This is a genomic window from Streptomyces purpurogeneiscleroticus, assembly GCF_020024005.1.
GTDB lineage: Bacteria > Actinomycetota > Actinomycetes > Streptomycetales > Streptomycetaceae > Streptomyces > Streptomyces purpurogeneiscleroticus.
Map to the genome: position 1 here is coordinate 1 of NZ_NHSG01000298.1, position 4691 is coordinate 4691.

At 73.2% G+C, this 4691-nt stretch carries 6 protein-coding genes and 1 pseudogene; 3 read left to right on the forward strand and 4 right to left on the reverse strand.

Translation table 11 applies throughout. The features are described from left to right. On the reverse strand, positions 1–840 hold an 840-nt coding region (locus CCS38_RS19240; RefSeq protein ID WP_223734536.1), incomplete at its 3' end, for an AfsR/SARP family transcriptional regulator. 260 nt (positions 841–1100) lie between these two features. Between CCS38_RS19240 and CCS38_RS19245 the strand changes: the two genes are divergently transcribed. Continuing rightward, on the forward strand, positions 1101–1469 hold the full coding sequence (locus tag CCS38_RS19245; protein ID WP_223734537.1) for a hypothetical protein: 369 nt from the start codon (positions 1101–1103) through the stop codon (positions 1467–1469). A gap of 19 nt (positions 1470–1488) precedes the next feature. Here the strand turns inward: CCS38_RS19245 and CCS38_RS19250 are convergent, their stop codons facing one another. Beyond that, positions 1489–1767, reverse strand: coding sequence for a hypothetical protein (locus tag CCS38_RS19250; protein WP_223734538.1), 279 nt, complete (start codon positions 1765–1767; stop codon positions 1489–1491). Between the two features lie 630 nt (positions 1768–2397). On the opposite strand from CCS38_RS19250, the gene CCS38_RS19255 reads away from it, so the two are divergent. Both CCS38_RS19255 and CCS38_RS19260 read left to right on the forward strand, forming a co-directional pair. After that, a complete protein-coding gene (locus CCS38_RS19255) occupies positions 2398–3123 on the forward strand; it encodes a hypothetical protein (RefSeq protein ID WP_223734539.1) in 726 nt (241 codons plus the stop codon). A gap of 113 nt (positions 3124–3236) precedes the next feature. Beyond that, on the forward strand, positions 3237–3491 hold the full coding sequence (locus CCS38_RS19260; RefSeq protein WP_223734540.1) for a hypothetical protein: 255 nt from the start codon (positions 3237–3239) through the stop codon (positions 3489–3491). A gap of 170 nt (positions 3492–3661) precedes the next feature. Here CCS38_RS19260 and CCS38_RS19265 read toward each other — a convergent pair whose 3' ends face one another. Together CCS38_RS19265 and CCS38_RS19270 are read right to left on the reverse strand one after the other, a co-directional pair. Then, positions 3662–4072, reverse strand: coding sequence for a rodlin (locus tag CCS38_RS19265; RefSeq protein ID WP_223734541.1), 411 nt, complete (start codon positions 4070–4072; stop codon positions 3662–3664). A gap of 416 nt (positions 4073–4488) precedes the next feature. Further along, positions 4489–4691: pseudogene (locus CCS38_RS19270) on the reverse strand (hypothetical protein); the annotation flags it as partial.

Sequence of the window (4691 nt, forward strand, 5' to 3'; positions counted from 1 at the left end):
CTCTCCTCCTGTGACGCGCTCTACGGTGTCCTCGACCGCGTCCCCCTGGGCCGGCTCCGGTTCCTCCCGCAGCACCTCCTGGAGCGGCTCGTCCTCCCGCAGCACCTCTTGGAGCGCTTCCTGGACCGCCGCGCCCGGCTCGACGCCCAGGTCGTCCACCAGCCGCCGGCGCAGCTCCTGGAAGACCGCGAGCGCCTCCGCCTGCCGGCCCGTCCTGCGCAGCACCAGCATCAGCTGCCGGTGGAAGCCCTCCCGCAGCGGGTGCTCGGTGGCCAGCCGGCACAGCTCCGGGGCCAGTCCGCCGTGCCGCCCCAGCCGCAGCTCGGCGTCGTACCGCCACTCCAGCAATTGGAGCCGTTCCTCCTCCAGTTGCTGGATGAACGGCTGGGCGTCCAGCGCGTCGGACACCTCGGCCGGCAGCCCGTCCAGCGGACGGCCGCGCCACAGCGCGGACGCCGTGGCGGCCTCCTCGAGCACCGCGGCCCAGTCCGCACGTACGTACGCCTCCCGTGCACGCCGTACGGCGGCGGTGAATTCGGTGCTGTCCAGCTCCCCCGCGCCCACCCGCAGCAGATAGCCCGGGGCCACCGAGCTCAGCCGGCCGTCGCCGTCCGTGCCGAGCGTCCGGCGCAGCCGCGTGATGTGGTTGTAGAGCGAGGCGTTGGCCGAGGCGGGCGCGTGCTCTCCCCAGAGCGCTTCCTTGAGGACGTCGACCGGTACGACGCGGTTCGCCCGCAACAGCAGGGCGGCCAGCAGCGCCTGGCCCTTCGCGCTCTTGAGGGGACGGGCCCCGCCCGCCCCGTCGTGCACCGTCAGCGGGCCCAACAGGCCGAACCGCATGTTGCTCCTCCGTACCGGCCGACCCGTTGGCCACATGGTTGGCCACATGTTAGTCAGCCGTTGGACCCGTCCGATGAGATCGTCACATCGGATCCGGCCCGTCGGTGCGCCGGCGCGCACACCGTCCGTCGGGGGAGCGCAACCGCCGAGCCGGATCCGCAGCCACATACCGCCGTCGCCGGCCAGGGCACGGAGGTTTGGGTGGCCGCCGAAGAGTGACAGGCTCTGGGGGACCGGTCAGGGACGACAGGGAGCCACGCTTGGAGAGCCACCAGAGCGACCGGAGCGGCAGCGGGGGCCGCGACGGCGAGGGACTCGGCGATGACGACGGCTGCGGCGACGCCGGAGTCGCGGGCGCCCGCGACGGCGTCCCGGACGAGGCCGTACGGCAGCAGGCCGTCGCCGTCGTCCAGCGCATCCTGGACGGCGCGTACGACGGCGAGGCCGGGCTCTATGCCCATCTGGACTGGCTGGAGCAGGTCCTGCAGTGCCGTTACGTCAGTGACTTGATCTTCTGGCCCGACGTACCGCCCACCGCCCAGGAGGTCGTGCGGCAGGCGCTCGCCTTCGGCCCGGCCATTCCGCGGCCGCGCGACTGCCCGCCGGACCGTACGAACGCCGCTCGCTGAGGGCCGGCCGGCGCCGCTTTCACAGGGGGTGCGAGGCGGCCACCGGCCGCGGCGCGACGGGCACCCTGCCCCTGCGCACCATCGAGGGCGGCACCACGGCAGGCAGCCGCCCGCCGGACGGGCCGCCGGGGCGGCCCGGTCCTCCCGGGCCGGGGCCCGGACCGCCGGGCCCCTGGCCGGTGCCGCACACCGTGCTGTCGTGCGGCCACAGGGCGACGGGCCGCCGGACGGTGCCCGCCCGCCATTCGGCCAGCAGCCGGTCGTAGATCGGGGTCGGCTCCATCGCGGGGCGCGGCACGACTCCCGGGCGCTGTCTGTCGAGAAAGAGCTCCACGCCGGGGTTCAACTCGGACCGGTGGCCCCGGGTTGCGGCCCGCACTCGTACCGGGTACGGAATACGCCTGCACCGGGGACAGCATGAAGATACGTTCTCTCAGCCGTACGAACGCGCCTCTGCCGGGAGGCGGGACGGTGCCGGAGGGTGAGGACGGCACCGCCCCGCGAAGGCCCACGCATCACGGTCAGTGACACGTTCCGCCACACCCAGTGCAACGCCGTCACGGGCCGGGAGGTAATGACTCCGGGCCCGGTGCCACCCGGCCGTGCGCGCGGCGCCACCCGGCCGAGCCCCCGATGGCGGCCGGTCGCCTCCTGCCGCGCCCGCACGGGCCACTCGTCTGCCCGTCCGCGCCGCCACGAATGGCCGCAGCCCCGCCGTCTTCGCCGCTCGGGCCGAAACGGCAGGTCAGACAATGCGACCGCAACCAGCGGCGCATGACGGCGCGTTGCCGATGAATTGCGCGGAGCGACCGGCCTTTGCACCGTGACGGTATCTCGGCTTTTCCCCGACGCACCGCTCGGCGGTACCGCTCGACGGGACTGCCGCGCCGACCACCGCCGCTCCTACCGGTCACCCGAAAGGACCACCATGCGCATGCCCCGGAAGTCCGGACTCGTCGTCACCTCCGCCGCCTGCGGCGCCCTCGTCCTCGGCACGGCCGGCCCGGCCGCCGCGTCCTACGCCGAGCGGAACGCCGCCCCTCCCGACGCGGCCGTCATGGCGCCCGCCCCCGACGCCCCCCAGAACGGCAACGAGAACGGCGGCCTGCTGGGCGCCCTCAGCGACGTGCTCCACGTGGTCGGCGACGCGCTGAAGAAGGACGACACCACCTCCACCGCGAACACCAAGACCGAGGCCCAGGCCATCGCCGCGGAACTCGCCAGGCTGGAGGGCCGCGACGCGCAGCCGGCTCCGGGCTACGACCCGTACGAGCAGTACGGGTACACCGGTACGGACGCGTCCTCCGACGTCTACGCCGAGGCCGATCCGTACGCCGGTGCCACCCCGTACGGCGCGCCCGCTCGGTCCGCGCCCACCGGCCCGGCCGGCACGGATGCCGCCAGGAGCCCGCAGCGGACCGACACCCGGGCGCCGGCCGCCGCCGGCGCACAGGACCGCGCCGTCGGCGATCTGCACGCGAAGATCGTGGCGCTGGTGGAGGTCCTCGGCGCCCGCGACCATGCCGACGTGGTCACCGCCGCCCAGCAGACCCTCATCGCCGCCGGCGACCTGGCCAAGGCCATCGCCAACGGCCCGCAGCAGCAGCCGTCCGCGCAGACTCCGCCCGAGCAGACCCCGGACGTGGACTACTGACACGGCCCGCCGTCCCGCTCGGCTCCGCCGGTCCAACTCCTTCGGTGTAACTCCTTCGGCCCACACCCGGCATAACCCGGGGCCGGGGCGGGCGGTTGTACGTGGACGTGGACATGAAGGACGACGACGAGCACGCGGACCCGCAGCCTCCCCGCGTGCCACGGCCCGGCCGCTGGGTACGGGAGGAGCCGACGCCGATCTACGACCGGCTGCTGGCCGAGTGGCACGCGCGGGGCCCGTTCCCGCCCCGCCGCGAACGCCCCGACGACGCCGAGCCGCAGGCCGGTCCGCGCATTCCGCCGCTCAGGCCGCCGCGCGTACCGGACCCGCCGCGTCGGCCACCCCGCCAACGGCCGTACGAACTCTGAGCCGTACGCGAGGCCCGCCCCGGTCCGCCGCCCACCCGCGGCGGCCGGGGCCACAGCCGTGCCCGGCTCCACGGCTCCTCGGGGCCTCGGGCCTGGAGCGCCCGGGGGCCTCCGGGCAGCAAGAAGCCCGGGCCGTCCCCGCGGAGGAACGGCCCGGGCTCTCGTCACGCTCAGCTGTTGCCGGCGCCGTTCGCGGACAGGATCGGGATGTCGTCGAGCAGGTGCGACAGCGCCTCGTCACCCTTGTTCTGGGTGGAGTTCTCGGTGCACTGCTGGTTCTGCGGCGAGGAGAGGACGTTGATGTCCTGGACCGTGATCGGGATGAGGCCGATGAGCGAACCGACGTTCAGCTTGGCCGGCAGACCGATGCAGGGCTTGTTGAGCGAGCCCTGGATCAGACCGATCTGCGGGCTCATGTTGCCGTGGGTGGTGGAGTTGCCGAACGACTGCGACGCACCGTTGCCGCTGACGGCGGTGGCACCCTCGTCGTCACCGACAGCCATCGCCTGGGGAGCGGCGGCGGCCGAGGCACCGACGATGGACGCTGCGACTGCGGCCGAGGCCATGAACTTCTTGATCACGATTCACCCTTCTTGTTACTGAATGCCCGCATCCGGAGCGCTCTGCCCAACTCGTTTCAGCGGGTTTGGTTTTGCACTTTCACCCATATGGTTCTTCGCCCGGGCGGCCAATTCACCGCGACGGCACAGCCGTACGGTGGAATACGCGGCTCACCGGGAGCGCATTCGACCCGCGGAATCCCGCACGCAATCCCGAGAAAGCGGACCGACGGCCGGCTTCCGCCGTTCGACGGTAAATTCGGCGGTGCGCCGAATAACGGGCCGGAGCAAGGTATGTTGATCGAGCGGCCGATCAGCGGGGGCGATTCCGATCCCCTTCACCTGGAACCGTCCCCGCGGTCGCGGGCCCGGACGGGCCGTACGCCGTCCCGCTGCACGGCGGCTGATCCTTGCGCCGGATCGGCCGCCCAGCGGCGTTACTTGCCGAGCGGCAGGCCGGCCAGCGGAAGATGCCCCGCGACGCCGGTAGCGCCGTCCACCAGACCCTCGATGTCGCCGTCGCCCAGCGCGTGCGTCGTACGGTGCGCGTTGTCCATCAGCGGATCGACCTCGGCCCTGCCCGCGTTGGCGAGCGCGTCGTTCAGCCCGGCGTTCAGGCTCATGCTCGGGGAGGTCGAGG

What these genes read in the sequence shown, in the direction of transcription:
- CCS38_RS19255 (WP_223734539.1), top strand. Translation starts at nt 2,398, where the DNA reads ATGCGCATGCCCCGGAAGTCCGGACTCGTCGTCACCTCCGCCGCCTGC.
- CCS38_RS19260 (WP_223734540.1), top strand. Translation starts at nt 3,237, where the DNA reads ATGAAGGACGACGACGAGCACGCGGACCCGCAGCCTCCCCGCGTGCCA.